General features: G+C 67.8%; 22 protein-coding genes and 5 pseudogenes. 14 read left to right on the top strand and 13 right to left on the bottom strand.

Annotated features, from left to right (window positions below):
• Nucleotides 1-151: 151 nt before the first annotated feature.
• From ACGFU7_RS36780 to ACGFU7_RS36770, 3 genes and pseudogenes are all read right to left on the bottom strand, one after another.
• Nucleotides 152-433: a hypothetical protein gene (locus ACGFU7_RS36780; RefSeq protein WP_393701928.1), complete on the bottom strand. Its 282-nt coding sequence runs from the start codon at nucleotides 431-433 to the stop codon at nucleotides 152-154.
• Nucleotides 429-938 (bottom strand): annotated as a pseudogene (locus tag ACGFU7_RS36775) (IS21 family transposase); the annotation flags it as partial. The gene ACGFU7_RS36780 and the pseudogene ACGFU7_RS36775, both read right to left, overlap by 5 nt.
• 176 nt (nucleotides 939-1,114) lie before the next feature.
• A pseudogene (locus tag ACGFU7_RS36770) lies at nucleotides 1,115-1,186 on the bottom strand (LacI family DNA-binding transcriptional regulator); the annotation flags it as partial.
• A 59-nt stretch (nucleotides 1,187-1,245) separates the two neighbouring features.
• Here ACGFU7_RS36770 and ACGFU7_RS36765 point away from each other — a divergent pair.
• From ACGFU7_RS36765 to ACGFU7_RS36755, 3 genes are all read left to right on the top strand, one after another.
• The gene (locus ACGFU7_RS36765) at nucleotides 1,246-1,644 is read left to right on the top strand and encodes a hypothetical protein (protein ID WP_393701878.1); all 399 of its coding nucleotides are present in this window, start codon (nucleotides 1,246-1,248) and stop codon (nucleotides 1,642-1,644) included.
• A gap of 157 nt (nucleotides 1,645-1,801) precedes the next feature.
• On the top strand, nucleotides 1,802-3,931 hold the full coding sequence (locus ACGFU7_RS36760; protein WP_393701876.1) for a hypothetical protein: 2,130 nt from the start codon (nucleotides 1,802-1,804) through the stop codon (nucleotides 3,929-3,931).
• A gap of 477 nt (nucleotides 3,932-4,408) precedes the next feature.
• Nucleotides 4,409-4,675, top strand: a complete 267-nt coding sequence (locus tag ACGFU7_RS36755) for a class I SAM-dependent methyltransferase (RefSeq protein ID WP_393701926.1) — start codon at nucleotides 4,409-4,411, stop codon at nucleotides 4,673-4,675.
• A gap of 8 nt (nucleotides 4,676-4,683) precedes the next feature.
• Here the strand turns inward: ACGFU7_RS36755 and ACGFU7_RS36750 are convergent, their stop codons facing one another.
• Complete coding sequence (locus ACGFU7_RS36750) at nucleotides 4,684-5,586, bottom strand: recombinase family protein (protein WP_393701874.1); 903 nt, start codon at nucleotides 5,584-5,586, stop codon at nucleotides 4,684-4,686.
• Nucleotides 5,587-5,726: 140 nt separating this feature from the next.
• Nucleotides 5,727-6,227 carry a hypothetical protein gene (locus ACGFU7_RS36745; RefSeq protein ID WP_393701872.1) on the bottom strand — a complete coding sequence of 167 codons (501 nt, stop codon included), beginning with the start codon at nucleotides 6,225-6,227 and terminating at the stop codon, nucleotides 5,727-5,729.
• A 323-nt stretch (nucleotides 6,228-6,550) separates the two neighbouring features.
• Between ACGFU7_RS36745 and ACGFU7_RS36740 the strand changes: the two genes are divergently transcribed.
• On the top strand, nucleotides 6,551-7,135 hold the full coding sequence (locus ACGFU7_RS36740; RefSeq protein ID WP_393701871.1) for a DUF3291 domain-containing protein: 585 nt from the start codon (nucleotides 6,551-6,553) through the stop codon (nucleotides 7,133-7,135).
• Nucleotides 7,136-7,428: 293 nt separating this feature from the next.
• Nucleotides 7,429-7,743 (top strand): annotated as a pseudogene (locus ACGFU7_RS36735) (alpha/beta hydrolase); the annotation flags it as partial.
• Nucleotides 7,744-7,774: 31 nt separating this feature from the next.
• Here ACGFU7_RS36735 and ACGFU7_RS36730 read toward each other — a convergent pair.
• Nucleotides 7,775-8,533 (bottom strand): recombinase family protein, encoded by a 759-nt coding sequence (locus tag ACGFU7_RS36730; protein WP_393701869.1) that lies wholly within the window; start codon nucleotides 8,531-8,533, stop codon nucleotides 7,775-7,777.
• A gap of 232 nt (nucleotides 8,534-8,765) precedes the next feature.
• On the opposite strand from ACGFU7_RS36730, the gene ACGFU7_RS36725 reads away from it, so the two are divergent.
• The 3 genes from ACGFU7_RS36725 (at nucleotide 8,766) to ACGFU7_RS36715 (ending at nucleotide 12,513) form a co-directional block, all read left to right on the top strand.
• Nucleotides 8,766-9,116 carry a hypothetical protein gene (locus ACGFU7_RS36725; protein ID WP_393701867.1) on the top strand — a complete coding sequence of 117 codons (351 nt, stop codon included), beginning with the start codon at nucleotides 8,766-8,768 and terminating at the stop codon, nucleotides 9,114-9,116.
• A 24-nt stretch (nucleotides 9,117-9,140) separates the two neighbouring features.
• Entirely contained in the window at nucleotides 9,141-11,285 is a 2,145-nt protein-coding gene (locus tag ACGFU7_RS36720; RefSeq protein WP_393701865.1) for a HEAT repeat domain-containing protein, read from the top strand.
• A gap of 460 nt (nucleotides 11,286-11,745) precedes the next feature.
• Nucleotides 11,746-12,513, top strand: coding sequence for a class I SAM-dependent methyltransferase (locus tag ACGFU7_RS36715; RefSeq protein WP_393701863.1), 768 nt, complete (start codon nucleotides 11,746-11,748; stop codon nucleotides 12,511-12,513).
• Between the two features lie 289 nt (nucleotides 12,514-12,802).
• Here the strand turns inward: ACGFU7_RS36715 and ACGFU7_RS36710 are convergent.
• Nucleotides 12,803-13,039 (bottom strand): annotated as a pseudogene (locus ACGFU7_RS36710) (Tn3 family transposase); the annotation flags it as partial.
• 76 nt (nucleotides 13,040-13,115) lie between these two features.
• Nucleotides 13,116-13,670, bottom strand: coding sequence for a hypothetical protein (locus tag ACGFU7_RS36705; protein WP_393701861.1), 555 nt, complete (start codon nucleotides 13,668-13,670; stop codon nucleotides 13,116-13,118).
• A 362-nt stretch (nucleotides 13,671-14,032) separates the two neighbouring features.
• Between ACGFU7_RS36705 and ACGFU7_RS36700 the strand changes: the two genes are divergently transcribed.
• The gene (locus ACGFU7_RS36700) at nucleotides 14,033-14,644 is read left to right on the top strand and encodes a hypothetical protein (RefSeq protein ID WP_393701859.1); all 612 of its coding nucleotides are present in this window, start codon (nucleotides 14,033-14,035) and stop codon (nucleotides 14,642-14,644) included.
• 287 nt (nucleotides 14,645-14,931) lie between these two features.
• On the opposite strand, the gene ACGFU7_RS36695 is transcribed toward ACGFU7_RS36700, so the two are convergent.
• Nucleotides 14,932-15,411, bottom strand: a complete 480-nt coding sequence (locus tag ACGFU7_RS36695) for a transposase (protein WP_393701857.1) — start codon at nucleotides 15,409-15,411, stop codon at nucleotides 14,932-14,934.
• Between the two features lie 35 nt (nucleotides 15,412-15,446).
• On the opposite strand from ACGFU7_RS36695, the gene ACGFU7_RS36690 reads away from it, so the two are divergent.
• Nucleotides 15,447-15,746, top strand: a complete 300-nt coding sequence (locus ACGFU7_RS36690) for a hypothetical protein (RefSeq protein ID WP_393701855.1) — start codon at nucleotides 15,447-15,449, stop codon at nucleotides 15,744-15,746.
• A gap of 308 nt (nucleotides 15,747-16,054) precedes the next feature.
• Here ACGFU7_RS36690 and ACGFU7_RS36685 read toward each other — a convergent pair whose 3' ends face one another.
• Entirely contained in the window at nucleotides 16,055-16,435 is a 381-nt protein-coding gene (locus tag ACGFU7_RS36685) for an RICIN domain-containing protein (RefSeq protein ID WP_393701853.1), read from the bottom strand.
• 477 nt (nucleotides 16,436-16,912) lie between these two features.
• Entirely contained in the window at nucleotides 16,913-17,497 is a 585-nt protein-coding gene (locus ACGFU7_RS36680; protein ID WP_393701851.1) for a helix-turn-helix domain-containing protein, read from the bottom strand.
• 117 nt (nucleotides 17,498-17,614) lie between these two features.
• Here ACGFU7_RS36680 and ACGFU7_RS36675 point away from each other — a divergent pair, with 117 nt between their 5' ends.
• The 3 genes from ACGFU7_RS36675 to ACGFU7_RS36665 are packed head-to-tail and all read left to right on the top strand — an operon-like array spanning nucleotide 17,615 to nucleotide 19,886.
• Complete coding sequence (locus ACGFU7_RS36675; protein ID WP_393701849.1) at nucleotides 17,615-18,451, top strand: EamA family transporter; 837 nt, start codon at nucleotides 17,615-17,617, stop codon at nucleotides 18,449-18,451.
• A 38-nt stretch (nucleotides 18,452-18,489) separates the two neighbouring features.
• Nucleotides 18,490-19,137, top strand: a complete 648-nt coding sequence (locus tag ACGFU7_RS36670; protein WP_393701847.1) for an FMN-binding negative transcriptional regulator — start codon at nucleotides 18,490-18,492, stop codon at nucleotides 19,135-19,137.
• Between the two features lie 41 nt (nucleotides 19,138-19,178).
• On the top strand, nucleotides 19,179-19,886 hold the full coding sequence (locus ACGFU7_RS36665; protein WP_393701845.1) for a B3/4 domain-containing protein: 708 nt from the start codon (nucleotides 19,179-19,181) through the stop codon (nucleotides 19,884-19,886).
• A gap of 79 nt (nucleotides 19,887-19,965) precedes the next feature.
• On the opposite strand, the gene ACGFU7_RS36660 is transcribed toward ACGFU7_RS36665, so the two are convergent.
• On the bottom strand, nucleotides 19,966-20,484 hold the full coding sequence (locus tag ACGFU7_RS36660) for a DUF6262 family protein (RefSeq protein WP_393701843.1): 519 nt from the start codon (nucleotides 20,482-20,484) through the stop codon (nucleotides 19,966-19,968).
• Nucleotides 20,481-20,978 (bottom strand): hypothetical protein, encoded by a 498-nt coding sequence (locus ACGFU7_RS36655; RefSeq protein WP_393701841.1) that lies wholly within the window; start codon nucleotides 20,976-20,978, stop codon nucleotides 20,481-20,483. Before ACGFU7_RS36655 ends, ACGFU7_RS36660 begins: the two co-directional genes overlap by 4 nt.
• 170 nt (nucleotides 20,979-21,148) lie before the next feature.
• Between ACGFU7_RS36655 and ACGFU7_RS36650 the strand changes: the two are divergent.
• Nucleotides 21,149-21,415: pseudogene (locus ACGFU7_RS36650) on the top strand (ABC transporter ATP-binding protein); the annotation flags it as partial.
• Between the last annotated feature and the right edge of the window lie 71 nt (nucleotides 21,416-21,486).

Raw genomic sequence — 21,486 nt, 5'->3', positions numbered from 1 at the left:
GGCCGGGGCCCGACTGCCCGGCCGTGAAGATCGCCCCGTGTCCCAAGACCCGGGCAGGCAGGTGCCGACATGGCAGCTGTGGAGGTGCCACGAACTGCGGCAGAGCCCTGACCAGCCCGTGTCGAACCGGGTGCGGTCGTGACCTGGCACTCTATCGACTGCCCCGCCACTGCACGAATCGTCTTTTCTTCACCGGCTCGCCGGTCGCGGGTGGCTCCTTCTGGTCCTCGGCGCGTGCTGCGAGGTACTCGGGGTACTGCTCGGCATGGAAGCCGCTGGTGGTGTCGAGGTAGCGGTCGACGCGGTCCCAGCCGTTGGCGACGGTGGTGTAGGCGGCTTCGAGGTCGAGGTAGCTGGGTGGGGCGGCGTGGGCCGCTGTGGTGGCTGCTCCGAGGCTCAGCAGTGTGAGGAGCAGGCCGAGCAAGGTGTTCACGCGAGTACGACAGCACCACGTGGAAGGAGTGGACCTTCGGGATGCCCAGATGGGCGAGGACCTTGCCCTCATCACCCCAGTCCACCTGAGCCTGAGCACCCGGGATCACGTCGAACCTGCGGTGCATCCCCGTCAACTCTCGTGGGGTGATGTCCAGTTCCTCCGCGATCCTTGGGCGGGCCTCCTGCACGTAGAGCTTGACCCGCTGGTAGTTTTCGGTGAATCCGTACTTCGTGGCCAGCCGCGCGTGAATCACCGCGGCCTTCATCAGGATCCCGGCCCGGAGCATCGCGTCGATCAGCGGAGCGACCTCGTCAACCACCCGCTGCGCGGCTGGCCACTCGCCGTCCGGCGCGGCGGCGCAGACGAGTCAGCAGACAGGTACTTGCTGACCGTCCGCCTTCAGCCCGGTCTCCTTGGCGACCTCCGACAGGCTCATCGCCCCGGACTCCACCAGGCCACGAAAACGCCGGAGTTCCAGCCAGCGCTGCGGGTCCAAGACCATGGCCCACTCCTCTCTGCAACCTTGGACAACAGGCAGCAGGGTGCCGGGGACCGTCTCTCAGCACATCAAGAACTCTGCACGTTCATCCGTACGCGGCTATGCGTGTTCACGTGTACGCCGACAGCTGCGTTCTCACGTAGGTGCAGGTCGACCAGATGGAGCCCGCAGAAGCATGTCACCGCCTCTCGGGTCTCCGGACGGACGGCCGGGTTGTCGTTCAGCACCTGCGAGACGGTCTGCTTGGACACCTCGGCCGGCTTCTCCCTACCTCCTCCATCGAGTCCAGGGTGAGCCGCAGACTGTAGGCATGAGCAGATTCGCAGAGGTCATGGTTCTGGCGCGCGACGCCGAGGAAGTCATGGAGCCGCTGACTCGTCCTGACCCCGACCGGGAGTGGCATCAGTGCTTCACGCGCGTCGACGACTCCGTCTTCGCCGGCACGGGCACCGGCTCATGGGAGTGCTACATGTGGGTCATCCAGTTCATCCGCCACAACTGGCGGGGCCTGCTGGCGCATTTGGAGGCCCTGCCCTGGCCCGACCCGCACTCCGTCCAGGTCCTGGTCCATGACGAGGAGGACGACTGCTTCGGCCTGTGGATGATTTACGACGGCAAGCTCACCGAGGTTCCTCTCCCCCGCACCACCCGCCATCTGGACCCGAAGGTCAGCGTGACCGGCATGCTCAGCCGAACCGACAGAGGCTGACGGCACCCGGACTCGCCCCGGCTGCTGGTCGTTGACGAGAGCGGCCGAACCTCGTCTTGTGCTCACCCGGATTTGGCCTGAGTGCGCTTGCAGGGCGGCAACCGCGGGTCTAACGTCGGCGGAATGTGACCTACGCAAAACGGGGGTGCGTTCGGCCATGCGCAAAGCGGACGTTGACTTGTTCCGGGCACGCTCGCGGGAGTGGAGGCGCACGGCCTCGGCGGTACTCGTGGCTCTGGTCGCCCTGTCCTTGGCGCTGGTCGGTGCCGGATCCGGCACCGCACCGGCCGCCCAGGCAGCAACGGCGGCCGGGCCCGGCGGCCCGAGTGAGCCCGCGTACACCAAGTGGGGGCCGCCGCTGACGGTCAGAACGATCAACGGCCGGAAGACCTACATCGACGCCAACGGCGTTCCGCACGTCCTCCTTTCCCACGGTGACACGGACGACGCGGAACAAGCCCTGGCCTTCATGAACCGCCGGCTCGCCAAGGAAGGGCTGGCGTACGACTCCAAGACCAAAACCGGGTCCCAGTATCTCTTCCAAGACGAGGAAAACCGCCTGGAAGGGAAGGCGAACGTCGGCGACGGCGTCGCCGGGACCACCTCGGACATGATCAAGGTCACCTGGAGCGACGGTCGGCTCCTCAGCGTCGACTCGGTCGACGCTACGACCACCAATCGTATCGGTGCCGACGCCAACGACCTGGCCTCTATCAGCAAGACCATCACCAACAAACTGCCCGGCGGCAGAAAGAGCCAGACCAACAACGTGGTTTTCACAGCGACCACGGAAGAACAGGCCAAGGCAGTGGCGGACCGCTTCAAGGGCAACCCGAACGTCCGGGTGCTCCACCCCGATTCCGGCTACGACAGCGGGGAGCTGAACACCGACGTCGATGGCCTGAAGGCAGCGGCCGACTCCGTCTTCGTCGCACCGGGAGACTGCCCCGAGGCCCAGTCGCAGAGCGGTTTCGACCGTTCCGGCGCCCCTGCCCACGTCCGGTACGCCGGTTTCGCCGTACGGAGTGCCGCCGACTGCGGTGAGTCGGAGGCGCGGCGTGCGGGCGGCCTTGCGAAGGGGCTTGCCGAGCCGCAACGGGCTCCCGGCGGCATCGACTTCTCACGGCTGGAGCTGCGATACCTCGCCGACTCAGGGACGGGCGCCGGCGGGCTGCGCTACGCCTTCCAGGCCCCCTCGGCCACGTCACGGAATGGGAATTCACTCACGGGGCTGGCACACGCCACGGAGGCTTCCAACTCCTTCTTCACCTGGCTGGAACTGGATCCCTCGACCTTCTGGGTCAATCTCAACCCGAACGAGCCCGACCGCATCGTCGACTCCCAGCTCGGCCGGACCGACGCGGGGCGGGTGCTGTTGCAGGCGGACCTGACACTGAAGAAGACGACCGGCAAGCTGATCCACCCGGACACGAAACTCGGGGCGGATTTCTGGCGCGCGTTGTCCGGGGACTGCATGTCGTTCCGCACGTGGATCGTGCCGGCACCGGCGACGGTGTATTCGAAGGGGGATGAGCTGTACATCCTCAAATCGCCGTTGAACGTGCAAATGGAGACGCAGTATCTGAAGCAGCACGGCGGTTCAGGTGCGGTCTCGTGCCCGGAACAGTCCAAGACCGTGCAGGATCACAACGAGGCACTGTTCCGCGAACTGATCCTGCCCAAGGTGGTCAAGGCGGTGAACACCGCCCCGGAGTACGCCGATCTGCGGCGCGTGTATCTCAGCCGGGTCGCCGCCGAGTGGTACCGGAAGCTCAGTCTGCGCGAGAGTACGACGTACGCAGGGTTGATCGACAAAGGAGACATCAGCGCCTACACGACGCACGAGAACTGGACGCCGATCGACACTTTCCACGCGTACGTACGGTCGTACACCAAGGGCGAGTTCAAGGTGACGCACCGCACCCGCAAGGGCAACACCATCTACACGAGGACCTACATCTACGGTGGTGTCGACTTCACACGTGTTCCCTTCAGCTCCGTGACCGACGCTCAGCTGAAGGTCTCCTCGCCCACGCTGACACGGAACGTGGGCGAGTCGCTGAAGGCGCCCATCAGGGACAGCGGGGCGGGACAGGTCTGGCTCGGCGGAGGTGCGCCGGCGGCGAACCACGGCAAGGCTCCCTCGGGCACGCCGAGCGGCGTGGCGACTTCAGCACAGGGCTCAGGGTCCGCCGTCCCGCGGTGGCTGGTGGCGGCGGCCGTACTCGCCGGGCTGCTGGTAGTGCGCCTGGCGGTACGCCGACGACGACGGGCAGGGTGGCGGTAGCGGCGACGGTCCGGCGCGCCTCTCCGGTGAGCGTGTGGCCGCCGGGCCGTACGTCGCGCGGCCCGGCAGCAGGGAGGCCTGCCGGGCCGTCATACCCAGGCTGTTCGGGCTCCAGCGGGTGCGAGGTCGGTCGGCGAGGACGATCCCAGGCCCTCATGACTCTTGACCTTACCCAAAGGGGAAAGCCGACAGTGTCTGTGGCGACCAAGCCGGCGAGCTGAGCGCGCTTGGCTCTGACTGAACCCGGATGAGAGGAATCTGCATGGATGACGATGCTCTCCTGGTGGAGCAGATGGCCTACTACAGGGTCGGCGCGGTCGAATACGACCGGCCCTATGCGGAGCGCGAAGACCTGCAGGAGTTGCTGGCTGTCGTCGATGAACTCCTGATTGCTGGGAATTGTCCTGGAGTTGGCCTGCGGAACGGGCCAGTGGGCCCGGAGGCTCGTGGCGCGGGCGCAGTCGGTCACGGCTGTCGATGCGGCAGCCGAAGTGCTGGCCCTCGCTCGTGCGCGTACCGCATCCCCCCGTCCAGTTCCTTGAGGCCGACCTGTTCGAGTGGCAGCCGCCACGACGCTACGACTCGGTGTTCTTCGCCTTCCGGCTCTCCCATGTCCCGCCGACGCGGTTGCCCGACTTCTGGAAAACCGTCGCCGCGGCGCTCGCGCCGGGCGGCATAGCGATCTACATGGGGTCTGACCGAGATGCGGGTCAAAGGGGCAATGAGTTGATCTTGAAGCCCTGACTGCTTTGTTACGGGGTCTCGGCCCCGAGGGCGGTGACGCGGTTTTCGTACTCGCGGCGGGCCTTGCGCTGGGCCGGGACCGCCGCGGTGCCGTCGAGGGGCCGGCAGCGGTCGAGGAGTTGGCGGTGGACCGCGGGCGCGGCGGTGATGCGCAAGGTGTAGCCCTGGCCGCGTCGTACGGTCACCCCCTGGTCGAGCGCGGCCCGTTCGGCGGGCTCCAGGTCGGTGGCGCGGAGGAAGTCGGCGACCTTGCCCGGCATGTCGAGGACGACCGGCAGCTCCGGGGCCGGGGCGTCCTGGTCGACGACGGTGTGCTCGGGCAGGAGGTCGGCGACGGCGGTGCGGATGGCGCCGCGGCTGACGTGGTGGTCGCGGGCGAGGGCGGCGATGGACCGGCCCTCCAGGTACGCAGTGCGCACGGCGTCGGTCTTCCCGGCCAGGACGGCCGGGCGGCGCCCGCCCTTGTTGCCCTTCGCCTCCGCGGCCCGCAGCCCGTCGTAGGTCAGCTCCCGCTGGAGGTCGCGCTGAAGTTCGCCGGCGGCCGCGAGCGTCTGCACCATGAACTTCACGGTGGACAGCAGCTCTCCGGTGCGCGGGTGGCGGGCGGTGAGGTCCATCGCGGAGAACGCTCCGTCGTGGATGCGCAGGGCGAGGCGGTCACGGTGGAGGACGTCGAGCACGTCGAGGATGTGCCCGGTGCCGCGCACGAGGCGGAACATCTCGGAGATGTGCACGGAGTCGCCCGGCCGCGCGTAGGTCAGCAGTTCGCCGAACTTCGGCCGTTCCAAGGGGTGGAGGCGGCTGGAGGTGCCGGCCTGCTCCTCGAAGACGACCGGGTCTTCGATCCCGGCCTCATCCAGGACGAGGTTCTGACGGTCGGTCGACACCCGCTTGTAGACCAGATTGGCCATGCCACTCCCCGTGTCGGTGGTCGCATTCGACCCTAGCTGTCAGCAAACCCTGTCATCAGCCACCATCGGATCTGATTGGATCGGCACCTCCGTCGGGCCCCGGAAAGTCCGGGTTCATTGGACGCCCGCCGCGCCTGTCGTCATTCGTTCGTTTGGCGACAGGCAGCCATGGCGGGGTCACCGACCGGCACATAGGAGTGGGTCGGCCCGTCGCCACCGGCGACGGCCGTCCACCCGCCCTGGCGGGGCAGGCTGCCGTGCTCGGAGAGATAGGTGGGCATCCACGTCTCCGCATCGCCTGCCACCGTGTGCAGCAAGGCGGTGCCGGGCGGGAACATCCTGTCGGCCACGACCAGTGCCATGCGCAGCGCCTCGGACATCGACGGGATCTCCGTCACCCGCGCGTGCGTACGCTCCGGGGCACCCCGACCCATCACCGTGACCTGCCACTGCGAGCCGGTCCGTACGTAGTCGGCGAGCGCCTCGGGGCCCTTCTCCATCCGCTCGTGCGCCGCGGCCGCCGTGACCGTGGACGGACCCGTCAAGGTCACCATCACCCCAGGCACTGCCTCGACATGTCTCTCCGGCACCGGACCCAGATCCCTCGGCCTGCGCGGCTTGTTCGCCTTGTCACGTCCCATGAGCTGCTCAACGACCGGCACGTGTGTGGCGACGTCCAGGCGGCGCTTCGCCGCCTCAGCTCCGCGGGGGCCTCTGCAAGAGGCCACTTGGGCAGGGAAAAGGCAACTTCGACAGGGCCTGCAGTGGGGGCTATCTTCTCCTGACATTCGGCGCCGCCCGCAGTCGCACAGGGGTTCCATCAGCCTGAGTCACCCGCAACGGGATGAGTCGATCACGCCCACAGCTCCCCGCCCCCACGCGCAGGCCACCGAATCGAGTCCACGCCCAGACAGCGAGAGCGTCAGGGACTTCCACACCAGGCCCCTCGGCCAAGGAGAGACGCATGCACCATCTTGCTCTGTACACGTTCGGCGTCCTGAAGTCGCCCCTCACCGATCCCGCACGTCTTACGCGGGAGTTCCACGAGAGCGGTGAGGCCGTCTACCGGGAGATCGGCCAGCACCCCGGATATATCGCTCGTGCTGAAGCGGCAGATCGCAGCCTGGGTGCACGGACGGATTTCGACTCGGACTGGGGTGAGTGGGGAGAGTTTGCTGTTCCGGCCTGGTACGGGAAAGGCCGCACTGTGGAAGCCACCGCCCTGGCCGCGACCCTCTCACTCTGGACCGACCTGCGATCCGCCTTCGACTCCATCTACACCGGTCTGCACCGCGCGGCGCTCAACAGGCGTTACGACTGGTTCGAGAGGACGGGACACCCGGGTTCCGTGTTCTGGTGGGTCACCGACGGCACGATACCGACCTGGCAGGACGGGGTTTCCAGGCTGGAACACCTCCACGACCACGGCTCCGCGCCGTACGCCTTCACCTTCCACCACTCGTTCGATCCGGGCGGAACGCCGACCGGACTCAAAGGCATCGGGCCGAGGAGCGACTTGTCCGTGCCCGACTCGCCTACATGCAGCTGACGATGTTCGAGGTGGCGTGCGCACCCTGTGGGGCTGATGCCGGAGACCCTTGCCGGTCGAGCACGGGAAAGGTCATGGTTCCCCGTCAGAGCGATGCGAACGTGCAGCAGCGCCCACCCGTTGCCTCCCGTTGCTGCTGGCCCGTGGCGTACCCCCACGGCGCGGTGTATCGGAACCGAACGGGCGACCACGAAGTGTTTCGGGCGAACCACTTCTGCACGTGACTTACTTGCCTGAACCCATGAACAGTGGCCTGAGCTGCGTAAAGAGGCCCCATCCCCTGGATAACGAGCGATGCCCTCCTTTCGCTGCCCGAGATCGGCGGCCCGGTCGGATACTCGGGGGGAGTGATCTCCATCGGCCTCCGGCTGGCAGTGGTCGAGCCACGCATCGCGGCCGCCGTTCTGTTCGCCGGGAGTTTCGTGCCTCGCGCCATGTTCGAGGAGGCCCGCCAAGTCACGATTCCGCTGCACGTCCTGCTGCAGTGGGATGACGAAGGGAACGACCGGCAGGCGGCCCTGGACCTGTTCGACGCCTTCGGCTCCAAGGAGAAGACGCTGCACGCCAATATGGGGTGTCGCCGAGGCGAGCCCAGAAGCCGCCAATAGTTGATCTTGATTGCTTGGTGATGGGCTTGGCTCACTCGTCGGCGCTGTCGGATGCGTCGACTTCGGCGAGGATGCGGTAGACGGTGGCGACCGAGGGGTGTTCGCCCTTGTTCTTGCCCGCGGTGATGACGAGCTTGCGGGCGATCTCGGGGACGGAGATGCCGTTGGCCCGCAGGCTGCGGGCGTAGTCGGCCATGTCATCGTCGACGACCTTGGGCCGTCCGCCGTGGCGTCCGCGCTCGCGGGCGGACGCCTGGCCTTCCAGGGACTTCTCCCGGATGTACTCGCGCTCGGACTCGGCCATGCCGGCGAAGAACGCGAACAGGGCGGCGCCGTGCCCGGACGGGTCGTAGACGCCCTGGAGGGGGCCGGTGAGGAGTTCGAGCTGGATGTCGTGGTGACGCAGGTCCTCGGCGATGGCCAGGAGCTCGGCGGCGCCGCGTCCCAGGCGCTTCATCTCGTGCACCGTAAAGATCACGCGCTGGTGGGGGACGGCCGTCTTGATGGTGCGGGCGAAGTCCATCGCCTTGACGAACTCGGGCCGCACCTTGATCCGGGTGCTGATCTTCTCGGAGAAGACCGGGTCGCACCCGGCTTCTTCCAGGGCGTCGAGCTGGCTCTGGAGGTCTTGCTGGGCGGTGCTGCAACGGGCGTAACCCACTCTCGTGGGCTTCGTGGTGGCCTCCGGCACGGTGGAGTCGATCGCCGGGCCCCTCTCCCAGGCGTGTCCGGGGCCGCGGCCGGCGGGGGTGCGGACTTCGAGTTCGGCGCGGAGCTGGGGCGCCAGCATGAAGCGCGGGGTGTGGTATTTCGGAGCGACCTTGCCGCCGCGGGTGCGGCGTCAGGTGCTTCCGGCAGGCACTTCACAGGTGGGGCAGTCGAACTGTTCGACGGCGGTGGCCGGTTCGGCGAACTGGGGTATGTCGCAGAACCTACCGCGAGGGGCTTTGTGCGAAAGCTGTTTTGCAAGAAGTTATGAGAACGAAGATCGAGGACAAACAGGCACCGTCCGGTGGGGGTCCGTGGTCTCTCAGAACTACTCATTTCTGCGACACGAACCGCGAAACCCTTCATCAAAGGGCCCCATTACGCGGCTATGGCTGGTCGTTCTGGATCTGGTCTCCACCCGCGTCAATATCTGCCCCAAGTTCGAGAACGCCCTTGCGGCCGCCCGGGAGATCAAGGCGCACGCCCCGCACTGCCGCGTCATCCAGACCGTGTACGAGCTGAATCAGCTGGACCGCGACGCCGCCGAACTCACTTCGCTCGCTGACTACTTCACCACCCACGGGCTGGTCCTGGATGTGCTGCCACGCTGCGCGCATGGATCTACAACCCGGCCGGGCCCGGGTCGGACGGCTCTGGCAGGCTGAAGAGATAATTATGAAGGAGGTCTCGTGAGCGACGACGAGAAGTCCGGCCTCGGTGAGTTCAGCGCCCGGCTGGAGAGCGACGACATCGACGTCGTCCGGGGGGCTCTGGACGACTACCAGTCGGCACAGGCAACCACCAGGTGGGGTGTGGACAACCCCTACTGGCCGCTGGCCGACGAAGTGCGCTTCGCCGCCCGAGACCTCCTCAGGCAACTTCCGTCCGGCCACAGCCACGCGAGCGCTCTCACCGTGATGTGGCATCTCGCCGAGGAGGAGGACGCGGACCTGATCGCCGACGCCCTCGAAGGCGCCCCGGACGCCGAGGTGCGGGAGATGGCGCTTCTTGCGGCCGGCACCGCCCTCGCGGCGGGCGAGGAGCCGAACCGGCGGCTGCTCGCGCTGATCACCGCCATGGTGCTGGACGAGGGCCTCGATGTGCGGGATCGCAAGGACGCCATGCAAGCCCTGGACGATCTCGATCTCCCGGAGGTCGAGGACCTCCTCGTCCGTCTCAGCGAGTCGTCCGAACTGGAACTCCAGGTGTGCGCGGCAGGTTGTCTTGCGACGCCCCTGCGGCTCCGCGTGCACCGCGACCGCGTCAGGCGGCTGGCAAAGTCCTGGCCCAAGGACGCGGGTTGGGAGGCCGCGCACATTCGCGAAGCGGTCGAGGGCTTCCACAGCACCTACTGGAAAGACACCGAGTTAAACGATCCGGTACTCCGGAAGGCCCATGACGAGCTGAGGTTCCCGCTCAGCGACGAGGGATGCCTGCAAGCATTCGCCACCCTGCTCCGCAGCGAAGACCCGGTCGCCGTGGGCATTGCGCTCGACCATTACGAGTCCTCGGAGGGGCTGTGTTACGTCCTGGAGGACGAGGAACGTGCCGAGGCCTACCTGCCCGAGGTGCTGGCCCGCGCTCGTGAGGTGCTCCGGCGGCCGATGTCTCCCGCCGAGGTGAGCGCCCTGAACATGATCGGGGCGCGGCACGGCGAGCCCGGCGACGCCGGCCTCCTGCTGGACGCTCTCACGCGCACGGACTCGGACGCGGTGCGCGAGGAGGCCATCTGGATGGCCTACGGCGTGCTCGACGAGGCCGAGGTGAAGGACGAGAGGCTCGTCGCCGCCCTGGGCGACCTGATCTTCGACCCGTCCGTCGGCTTCTACCTCACGAAGGAGACAGCGATCCGCGTCCTGGCCGACAGCCTCGGCACGGACGCGGACGACATTCTTCTGCGGGCGCTGCGCGAGGGTGAGCCGAAGGTGCAGGCCCACGCGTCCTATTTCCTGATCAGGACGGGAGGCCTGGATCGGCACCGCGCCATCCTGGAGGAGGTCGCCGAGAGCTGGGGCGACCGGCCTCCCCAGCGCCCCTGGGGCAAGGACCCCATTGAGCTGATCTTCGGCAAGCCGCACAGCGTCCACTGGGAAGGACACCGGCTGGCGGACCCGGACCTGTATCGCGCCCATAAGAGGCTGAGGGCTCCTACGGTGGACGAGTCGTACCACCGGGCGCTTCGTATGCTGCTCGAAAGCGACGACGAGGCGGCCGTGGGCATCGCCCTCGACCACTGGTGGAGTGCCGACGGCGCCGTGAAGCGGGGCGGCGAGGAAGCACGTGAACCGGAGAGGGCACTCGTCCTGGACCGCATCCGGGAGGCGCTGCGGCAGCCTCCCTCACCGGCCAAGCTCAGCCGCATGCACGGGCCCGAGGCCAAGCACCTCACCGCACTGTCGGCGCTGGACGTTGTGGCAGCGGAAGAGCCGTACCTGCTGGCCGAAGTCGTGGAGGCCGCCGCGAGCGATCACGTTCGCCAGCGGGCTCTCTATGCGGTGGAAGCGGTGTTCAAGGACGCGGAGGAGGCCGACCTGCGGCTCGTCGAGGCGCTTGGGAATGTCGCCTGCGACGAGAACGTGCCGTTGAATGACCGCGTCAGGGCACTGGAACTGCTGGACGAGTCTCCGGGGACCAACTCCGTGGACGCGCTCGTCCGGGCGACGCGCTGCCCCGAGGTAGAGGTTCAGGCCGCTGCGGCATGGGGGCTGGTGTGGGACGAGGTCATCGAGGACCATCGCGCCATGCTTGAGGAACTGAGCGCGAACTGGCCCGTGGAGGACGCCCCGTGGGAGGTCACGCGAGTGCGGGACACGCTCAACGCCGCCAAGGAGTGAGGCGGGCCGCGTGTGTGCAGGTAACGCATGGCGCGGGAGAGAAGCTTGTGGTGCCTGAACGAAATCTGCTGGTCGGCAACCGCCACACTCACCTCCACGCCGGCCGCCGACTGGGGGGGAGGCAAAGCTGTGACCGTCACGGCGGACACTGGTGATGACGGCTGGTACCTGCGGCCGCCCCGGTAGAGTCGCAGGCCCGTACGCTCAGGCGCGCCCGGGTGGGGAGAGCGACGGCCCCGCCCGGGCGCCTGGCATGTTCACCCCTCCCGCTCATACTCGTCGTCGCCCCATCCGGCGTCCCGCTCGTCACCGTCAGACGCGGTCACGCTGAGGGCCGGACCACGCGCTCGTGGTGATGGGCGATGGTTGTTGCTTCAGGTCTCTGCTGCCCATGATCGGGCGGCCAGGTTGCGCGAAAAGACCAAGCGCTGACGGCGCAGCCCGTGTCAGGATGCTCGGCATGTCTGGTCGCGCACTGAGCTTCGGAGTGATGGCGGAAGCCTACGAACGGTTCCGGCCGGGGTATCCCGTGGAGCTTTTCGACATGGTGATGGCGTACGCGGGCCATCCGGTTCGGACTGCCCTCGAGATTGGCGCTGGGACAGGCAAAGCAACGCGCCTGTTCGCTCAACGGGGGGTCACGGTCACGGCGACCGAGCCTGACGGGGCCATGCTCGCCGAGCTGCGCAAGCACGTGCCAGCAAACGTCAGAACGGTGCAAGCCGCGTTCGAGGACTTGCAGCCGGGCGAGAGGTACGGGCTGGTTTATGCAGCAGCAGCGCTGCATTGGACGAACCCGGAGGGTCGGTGGTCACGCATGGCCGCGCTGCTGGAGCTGGGTGGCGTGTTTGCCTCGTTCGGCGGGCCAGTCCAGCTGGCTGACCCGGCTGTGGAGGAAGCTGTTCGCGCGGCACGGGCACCGTTCTTGGAGAGCGACGAGATTCCGTCCCCAGACGGGACGCCCCCGGGGCACGACATGCAGTGGCCGGGTTCGGAGCTCCAACGATCTGAGTGGTTCACCGGTGTTCAACAGTCCGTGATCGAACGACGCTTGACGATGAGTGCTCGCGACTACGTTGGCCATCTCTCGACCATCTCGGCTTATCTCGTATTGCCGGCCTTGGAGCAAAAGCAGGTATTTAGCCAGATCATGCAGGTTCTGCCTGAGACAGTCGAGATGGCCGCCGACATTACTGTCCATCTCGCGCGTCGGCGCTACGAGCAGTAGTACCTCGACAATTAGATGTCCGCTCTGCGAACGGTCATCCCAACCTGCCGCAGACAACGTGCGGCGATCGCGGTACGACAGCTCCACGTCGTGGGTCAGACTACGAAGAGTGAGCTCCAAGTGGTGGCGTGGGGAAGCGGTGGGGCCACTTATGGCCGTCCGGGTGGAGTCAGCTTCAACCGTCACAGCCACTGAGAACCCCTGAACTTGAGGGTGCACGCTGGTCAAGCAGTCCTGTCGACCCCTCCAGTTCCGTCGTAACGGCCCTTCGGCAATCCTGAACTTGTGGCCTCCTCCTGGGCATCAGATCGAAGCCCAGCAGGTGGGCGAGCGCGAAGACCGGGAAGCTCTGGCCCTGGGTGTCTGCGTGCACGGTGGTCGGCTGCACCTCACTGGTGTTCTTCGGCAGGCCCTCGATGATGTAGACGGCCTCCCACACCCCGCACGGGATGAAGTGCGTGAACAGCGCGATATACGTGTCCGAGACATGGTGGTAGGCGATGCCGCCCGGCTTGCCGTACCGGACGCGTGACTCAAGCTGTGCAATTGGACAGGGCTCCAGGAAGTTGCGCGAAATTGGCAAGCCCCCGCCCGCCCCTGTGCTACCCGACCCGCGCCCTCCGCCACTCCACTTCCTCGGCAGCCATCGGGGCCTGGACGCTGTACACGTCGCCGACCCGCAGATTGTCCGGCGTGCTGTACTCGCCGTAGGTGCCTATGACGGAGAGGGCCACATAGGAATCGGGCTGCCAGAAAGTACGGAAATACGGGGCGTTCGCCGGGATTTCCGGGATCTCCAACAGGGGGACACCGCGCCGCTCCAGTAGGCGTTGCAGCTTGTTGAACCGAAGCCTGGGAGTGAACCGCCCGTACCGGGCGCGAAGCGCGTCGTTGACGAGGCTGCGGTCCCGGTACGCGAGCCGGTGCACCTGCAGGGTGAAGTGGTGGCCCGACCAGGGGTGGTCGGCGGAAGCGCGGTCCCAGTAGAACTCGGCGAGGCCATAGTCACGGCACATGCTGCGGTCGCCGAAGGTGTTCTCCCCGAAGTCCGACCCGAGGACCTTGGTGACGTGATCGGGAGCATCCGCGGGGCCCACGCCGAGCAAGGTGCCGGTGGTGACGACGTCCACGTAGAACGCCAGGGAGTGCGGAGTCAAAGGCTGATCCTCGATGGAGTGTGGTCCAGCGTGATGTGGGAACGTCCCCATCGGGGGTGTGCACCACCCGGGCCCACCCGTATGGGAACCGCCGGGGCCCGGTCGACCCGGTGAAAACCTTACTCCACCCCGGCCGCTTCACCGCTCCCAGAACCTCCAGGACCCATGCCTCGCACGTCGCCAACTTGTCTCGCCCTTTCCGCGCACCGAACACCTCCAGATAATGCAACCTCCCGGAGGCCGATCCGAGCGTCAGTCGTCAGTCAGCGTGCTTGCTCCACGGAAAGTGAGCCAGGACCCGAGAATTGAAGGCGCCTGGCTGGCCGTCGACCAGGCGAGTGCCAAGTCCTAGGGTCGTCCTCATGGGGACAGACATGGACGGTGCGATCGAGAGCCGCTCGGCCGACGGGCGCTGGGAGACCGAGGTTGACCTCCTGGACTTCCGGCTGGGGCGGGACCACGACGCGTGGGACTGTCTCTTCGGTGTCAGCAGGGCGTGGGGTGTGGAGCGTCCACTCTTCGCCTACCGAGGGCTTCCGAACGACGTCTCGGACCCGGTACGGGAGACCGTCGTCGGCGACTACCAGCACAGCCATACGTACGCCACGTGGGCCGACGTCGCCGCAGTCGACTGGGATGGGCCACTCGCCGACGGGCCCGCACGGTCCTGGGTGGGCGAGTGGCGGCCCGGCGAGGACGGCGAGCTCATCCTGCATGACGTCACATGGGCGACGCCCGACCTGGGCGAGGCGGCGGCCGACACCTTCGGCGGGGATTCGCTCCTCGCGCCGTCGGAGTGGCCGCCGGCCGGCGAGGTGCATCTGGACGGCGTGGTGTACCGGCCCGTGGTCCTCACAGCGCGGATGCTCACCCCTCCGGACGAGGGGCGCTGGGCCGCGGTCTGGAAGGCGATGCGGGATCTTGCCGCCGAATACGGGGACGAGAATGTACGCCTGGTCGTGTGGTTCGGCTGAGGTGGTCCCCGTACCCCGATACACCGTACGTGCGCTCAAGCTCCGCATCGTCATGCCGCCACGGTGGTCACGCCGGATCGCCGCGTACAGCTCGACCGTCTACATCTGCGGTACGACCAGCACCTTTCATCTGGAGCATTCCGCCGTTGCCCTGGCAAGAACCCCAGTGCGTCAAAACTCGTGGACATCACCCGATCGCGGATCTGGGCGCCTCCTCAACCCGTGAACAACCACTGCCAGGAATGCCGAACCGAGCCACCCGTCCTATCGCCATTCGGCCGGCCAGTTCACGCGTCCATGACCAGGTCGGTGCCGGCGAGGCGGCCGTCGATGACCTCCGGTCGGTACTGCAGCATCTTGTGCTTGCGCTTCACGGCGCGGGTGATCTGTCTGTGGTCAGCGGCGGCGAGGTTGCCGATGTCGCGCTTGACCAGCGACCAGATACCTTCTTGCGGGTTCAGGTCGGGCGCGTAGGTGGGCAGCTGGAAGACCGTGAGCCAGTCCGCGTTCGTTTCGATGAACTCCCGCAGGGGCTTGGTCAGGTGCAAGCGGACGTCGTCCCAAACCAGGGAGATCGGGCCGCCGAGCTGGATGCGGGCGCGGATCAGCAGGTCGCGGAAGTCGCGCCAGCCGAAGCACTTGGGCCGGTCCTTGCGTCCGGTGTACTCGCGGACGGAGCAGATGAGCCGGGACCGCTCACCGGGCTTGTAGCAGGTCATGCCCGCCATCGATACCCGGCCGGAACCCCGGCCGCGTACGCGGACCACCGGGGTGCAGGTTACGGGCGGGGTTCTATGGCCCGGTGCTCAGCATCGCGAAGGTGGCTCCGGGCTCCGGGTGGCGCTACTGCTTCCGCAGCGTGATGGTCGGCGGCGGTCACCGCCCTGCGGGCAAGCTGCTGCGCACCGCTCAGGACGAGGCCGGTGTTCCGCCCGGCCGCTGGACGGGCCGGGGCCTGGCCGCGCTCGGTCTCGCGGCCGGGGACGTGGTGACCGAGCGGCAGGCCGAACTGCTCCTGGGCGAGGGCCGGGTGTACACGAAGCAGGCGTACGAGCATCACCTGACGATGATGCGCACTCCGATCCGGGGCCCGCGCGGCTGACCTTTACTGCCAGGCCGCCGGTGGGCCGCCTCCGCTCGCCCTCGCGGTTCCGGGCGGAGACGGCAGTGACGCTGAGGAGTATCGCTGTTGCTGAGTGCGGGGCGAGTCGGCAGGCGAACCCGCGTGTTCCACCTGGGGTATGCGGGTGTCACGCCCGCAGGCGGACCAACGGCGAACACCACGATGACGAGGCGCCTGGCGTCAGGTTCGCGGCTCTTGAGAGCCTTGTCCGGGCTACTCGTAGTCGCTGGACGTGCGATGCGGCGGGGCCCGGTCGTGGCCCCGCCGCGTTCTGTCCGGCAGCCGGGTCAGGCGACGATCCTGAACCGCTGGTTATCCGTGCCGGCGCACTCGTACTGGATGATCGGGACGTCGTCCGCCCGGCTCTGTTCCTTTACGTCGAGGCACTTGTCGGCGAAGGTCCGGATCTCGAACTCGCCGTCGCCGACCTGCCTGATCCTGAACCGCTGGTTGGCCGTGCCGGCGCACTCGTACTGGATGATCGGGACGTCGTCCGCCCGGCTCTGCTCCCTCACGTCGAGGCACTTGTGGGCGAAGGTCTGGATCTGAAAGGTCTCGTTCTGCAGGCCTGCGCCCGACGCGTTTGTGGTGGATGCCGTGGCCACAGCGGATGCTGCGAGGGCCAAAATCGTCAGGACGCGTCGCCCCGTCGTTGTTACAAACCGCATGAAACAGCCTTCTCTCATTCCCGACCCCATGCCGGGATCACACAAAGTAACGACGCTATGCGCGCCAAGTGGCTGTTGTGTGGGTATGTCACGCGTTCGTGTACCAAGGGGCCATCCCGGGTGCCCTCAAAGCCCGATGGCACACGCTCACGATTCACTGACGCACGACACAGGCAGAGTGCTGGCCAACTGTCGATCGAGACGGCCACCTATCGACCGACGTCACAGGTTCGGAGCATCATTCGCATTCAAAATTCGAACAGCACGTGGCATTGACGTGTGCCTAATAAGTGCGACTTCCCCCAGTTCTCCGGGGGAGCTGCTGTGGCGCGAGGCGAGTCAGGACGACTCTCTGCAGCTCAGCGCGATTCTGGGCGAATGTAGCAAGCGCAACAGGTGTAGCGCTATCGCCGGTTCAGGTGATCCGCAAGGCCGGGGTTCTTCGCGCGGCTTACCGGCCGACCCGCGCTGTGGGGATCAGGTCGTGGAGGCGGGGCCGGGCGGCAGGTGGACGGTCATGATCAGGTGGCAGGTTTCGGTGCCGGTGCCGCGGTAGGTGTGGGGGGAGTCGCCGTCGAAGGTGGCGGTCTGTCCGGCTTCGACGGGGTGCTCGGTGCCGTCGACGACAAGGGTCATCCGGCCGGCGGTGACGCTGACGGTTTCCACGACCCCGGCCTGGTGGGGGTGGCTGGGGTATTCCTCGCCCGGCCGGAGTTGCCAGCGCCAGACCTCGGTGGGGGCCGGGCCCGATGTTGTCAGCATGAGCCGGGCTTCGCTGCCCTGCTCGCCGGTCCACAGCGGCATCACCGTGTCGGCGGACACGACGCGGACATGGCCCTCGGTCCGTCCTTCCATGAGGGCAGACACGGATACGCCGAGGGTGTCGGCCAGCCGGACCAGGGTCGCGAAGTTCGGGTTTCCCTGCGCCTTCTCCAGTGCGACCAGGGCGCCCTTGCTGACCCTGGCGCGCCGGCCGAGTTCGTCCAGGGACAGGCCGGCGCGGGTGCGGGCCGCCCTGACGTTGTGCGCGAGCTGCCGCAGGGCTGCGTCCGTCTCGGCCATCCGATCACCATCCTTGCCGGTGGACCACTGGAATGCACCGTGCGGTCGGTTGGTTGACACGCAACGGTCGGTCCGTTGTACGGTTTAGTCGTTCCATTGAATAGTAAGGGATGTACCGTGATCGCTCTGCTGCTGGCCCTGGGCAGCTCCCTCGCCTACGGGTGCGCCGACTTCCTCGGCGGCCTCGGCGCCCGCAAGGCCCATGTGCTGCGCACCGTGATGATCGCGGCCCCGGCTTCTCTCGCGGTCGAGCTGATGCTCTGGCCGGTGCTCGGCGCGTCGTTCAGTGCCGGCGCCCTTGGCTGGGGTGCCGTGTCCGGGGTCGCCTCGGCCGCCGCGTTCGCCCTGCTCTACCGCACCCTGGCGATCGGCCCGATGAACGTGCTCTCGCCCGTGACGGCACTGGTGTCCGCCATGCTTCCCGTGGGCGTGGGCCTGCTGCAGGGCGAGCACCTGGGCGTCGCCGGACTGGTGGGTCTGCCGCTCGCGCTCGCCGCGGTGGTGATGGTCAGTGCCGGACACGGCGCAGGGTCGGCGCGGCCCTCCCGTACGGCGCTGCTGCTGGCTCTCGGTGCCGGTGCGGCGATCGCCCTCCAGCTGGTCTTCTTGCACCAGGCGCCCTCGGACAGCGGGGTGGCCCCGCTGATCGTGGGCCGGGCAGTCTCCTCGGCCGTCACCCTGGCCGCGGCCGGGCTGATGTTCCGCAGGCTGGGCTCCGAGCGGCCCGCCTACGCGGTGTCGGCGGCGGCCGGCGTGCTGGATTCGGTGGCGAACCTGTTGTTCCTCACGGCCGCCCGCAGCGGGGACCTCGCCGTCGTCGCCGTCATCACCGCCCTCTACCCGGCGGGAACGGTCCTGCTCGCCCGCAGCGTGCTCGCCGAACGGATCCACCGCGGCCAGCTGGTCGGGCTCGGCACCGCCGCCGTCGCCGTCGGCCTCCTCGCCCTGACCTGACCTGCAGCCCATCCCATCGATCGCGCAAGGAGAGCAGCATGTTCATCCAGCCCTGGGACGCCGACCTGGACGAGGCCGAATGGCAGACCTGGATCGCCGCCGGCCACGACTTCGGCCAGCTGAGCGTCAACGGCCCGCCCGGCCAGCCGCCCGCCGTCGTCCCCACCCACTTCACCACCGACAACGCCGACCTGCTGATCCACCTCGCCCGACCCAACCCGGTCTGGAAGGCGATCGAGCACGATCCGAACGTCACCTTCACCGTCATCGGCGACTACGCCTTCATCCCCGGCCCCTGGCGCGCCAAGCCCGACATCCCGCCCACCGACGGCGTCCCCACCAGCTACTACGCGGCCGTGCAGTTCACCTGTCACGCCCACATGGTCGACGCCCCCGAGGCCAAGGCCGAACTGCTGCGCCGCCAGCTCGCCCACTTCCAGCCCGAAGGCGACCACGCCCCGGTCGCCGTCGACCAGCCGCCCTACGGCCGGATGCTGTCCGGCATCCGCGGCCTGCGCCTCCAGGTCACCGACGTGCGGGCGAAGTTCAAGTACGACGACCACAAGCCCGTCGAACAGCGTGCCGACGTCGCCGACCGCCTCACCGAACGCGGACAAGGCCTCGACGTTCCCACCGCACGGCAGCAGCGCCGCCGCCTGGACCGCATCGGCCCCTGGAAGCCCTAACCCCCACCCCCGCCCGCCCGCACCGAGGAACGGAGCCCTTCATGACAGCCTTCCGTATTGCCCCCGCCGTCGCCGACGCCTTCCCCGACACCCTCATCGGCGTGGTCACCGCCACCGGCCTGGGCGGCCGTGAACCCTGGGCCGACACCACCACCGCCCTTCAGGACCTGGAACAGCAGCTCGCCGACGGCACCTGGCAGCCCGCCGACGACACGGACCCGAGGATCGAGGCGTGGCACACCGCCTACCGGTCCTTCGGTACCAACCCCCGCCGCATCCGCCCCAGCGTCGACGCGCTCGGCCGCCGTTTCACGAAGAAGGGCACCCTGCCGCGCATCAACCCGGCCGTCGACTCCTACAACGCGGTTTCCGTCCACCACGGGCTGCCCGCCGGCGCCTTCGACCTGGACCACGTCACCGGCGACGTCGACATCCGGTACGCGGACGGCAGCGAAGAGTTCACCCCGCTCGGCGAGCCCGACACCGTCGAGAGCCCCAAGCCCGGCGAGATCATCTACACGGACACCACCGGCGTCCTGACCCGCCACTGGAACCACCGCGACGCACACCGCACCCGCGTCACAGAAGACTCCACCCACGTCGCCTTCGTCCTCGAAACCCTCCACGCCACCCGTGACGGCCACCTCCTGAAGGCCGCAGCGCTGGAGCTGCAGGGGCTGCTTGCCCCGCACGCCGAACAGACCGCCGTGTACTACCTCAGCCCGGACCAATCCCTGGTCACCGTCTAGAGGACCGGCCCCGGTCCCCAGACTCGGTCTCGCGGCGGGGAAGCTTTCGCAGATTCCGTGAGCTCGTCCGGGCGGCCGTTCACGCGCGTTGGTTCAGGGCCCGTGTCAGCTCGCGGTGGGCGGCGCGGGCGGCCTCCAGCTCTTCGGTCCGTTCGTCGAGTTGGCCTCGTGTGGCTACGAGTTCCTGGTCCAGCATCGTGATACGTCGCTGGAGCTGGTCGATGTCGGTCGCGGCCCCGAGGCCGGACTCGGTCCAGGCCGCCTCGCCGAGCATGGCGGACAGGCGCTTCTCCAGTTGCCGCACCCCGGACGACAAACGGCTGTTGCGCTCCAGCGCGTTGGCCAGGTCGGTTTGCATCGAGACTCGGCTGACCGCGCTGATCCGACCCTCCTGCGGTGGAGCGGTGGCAGCGGCGTGGACGCGTTCGAGCAGGTCACGGTGCCGGTAGAGGAAGGTGCGGTCGACTCGTGCCGCTCGTGCGAGGCCGGAGACGGTGATGTCCTGGTTGTTTCGCAGGAGGGCGTCGAGGGCGGTGAGGACGCGTTCGCGGCGGCGGGCCGAGTCGGCCCGCCGGCCGTCGGCCATGGGGTTGGTCATGCGGTCCTTCCGGGACGCAGGTCGGGCAGTGGCTGGCGGATGCGGGGCATGCCGAGGGAGACGGTGTGGGTGCGGCGGACCACGGTGACTGCTTCCTGGATCTGGGCGCGGTCGTCGTCAGTGAGGTCTTCGAGGTCTTGGCGGACGCGTTGCACCAGGCGGCGGACGCGGGTGATTTCGTCGTCCGACGGCATCGCCTCGCTTTTCGCCCAGCTGTCGGCGTCGGCGAAGGCGGCCAGGCGCTCGCGGTTGCGCAGCAGGTCCGCGAGGTATGCCTCCAGGTCGGGGAGATAGGAGACATCGGTGCGGAAGTGCCCGCAGCCCACGCAGCGAAAGCGCACAGGGCAGTCGTGCCCGGCGGCGGTCACGTTCGACGGTTCGGTGCAGGTGCCGTAGGGGACTTGGCCCGAACCGATTGCGCGGCGTGCGTGTTCGGAGTCGAGCAGGGTTTTGGCCTGGCGCCAGATACGTGTGCCGTGCCGGTCGAACTGCATCGTGGTGACCCGATCGACGGCTTCGCGGCGGCGTTCTTCGCCGACACGGTAGTAGCGCTGTGTGGTGCCGGCCTGGCCGTCGCCGTCGACGACGTGACCTTCACCGTCGCCCGTGGCGAATCGCTGGCGGTCGTGGGGGAGTCGGGCTCGGGCAGGCCACGGTCGCCCGCATGTTGCTCGGACTGGAGAACCCCACCAGCGGGACGGTCAGCGTCTGCGGCAGAGTCCGAAACCGCCGCACCACCTCTGCCGAGCGCCGCCGCCGGGCGAGGGAGAGCCAGATCGTCTTCCAGGACCCGTACTCCTCACTCGACCCATTGCAGCGCATCGGCGACGTCATCGAGACCAGCCTTGCCCTGCACGTCCTGATGACGGACAAAGAACGGCGTGCCCGGGCCCTGGAGCTCCTGGAATCAGTGGGGTTGGCCGAACGGCATGCCGCGATGCTGCCCCGCCAGCTCTCGGGCGGCCAGCGCCAACGCGTCGCGATCGCGCGCGATCGCCGTCG

Origin of the sequence: Streptomyces sp. NPDC048473 (assembly GCF_043200155.1) — a bacterium.
GTDB lineage: Bacteria > Actinomycetota > Actinomycetes > Streptomycetales > Streptomycetaceae > Streptomyces.
This window is presented reverse-complemented; position numbering and strand designations above follow the sequence as displayed.